The sequence below is a fragment of the Mycobacterium sp. E3251 genome (genome assembly GCF_001666835.1).
Lineage (GTDB): Bacteria > Actinomycetota > Actinomycetes > Mycobacteriales > Mycobacteriaceae > Mycobacterium.
On the sequence record NZ_LZJF01000105.1, the window covers coordinates 1 to 579 of the forward strand.

1 protein-coding gene is annotated in these 579 nt (G+C 72.9%); it reads left to right on the forward strand.

Translation table 11 applies throughout. The annotated features are described in order from the left end of the window. Positions 1 to 128 precede the first annotated feature (128 nt). Positions 129 to 579 (forward strand): cutinase family protein (locus A5697_RS12980; protein WP_068010779.1); only part of this gene is annotated, 451 nt, incomplete at its 3' end.

Sequence of the window (579 nt, forward strand, 5' to 3'; positions counted from 1 at the left end):
GCGCCGGCGCCGGCCGCCCGGCGGCGATGAACGAGGCCGCCACCGCAACGGCGACGGCCAGCGGTCGGCCACAGTGGGGGAGCTTAGCGGCGCGGTGGCACACGCCGGAATATGTGAAAATCTGCCGCATGAATCTTCGTAAGTGGCCGATTGCCGGCCTGGCCGTCGCCGTTGCGGTGGCGGCTCTTTCGATCGCCACCGGTCCGCTGGCGCCGGCGCGGGCCGACGGATGTCCCGACGTTCAGCTCATCTTCGCCCGCGGCACCGCCGAGCCGCCCGGTCTCGGGGTCGCCGGAGACGCGCTGCTCGCCGCGCTGCAGCCGGCCCTCGGCTCGCGCAGCGTCGACGCGTACGCGGTGAACTACCCGGCCAGCTACAACTTCCTGCAAACCGCGGACGGCGCCAACGACGCCCGCGATCACATCGCGGAGATGGCCGACCAGTGCCCGGCGACGAAGCTGGTGCTCGGCGGTTTCTCGCAGGGCGCCGCCGCGGTGTCGATGCTGGCCGGGGTGCCGCCGCTGGGTGAGCGCATCGGTAACTTCGGATCGGCTCCCGCGCTGGACCCGGGGCTGGCCA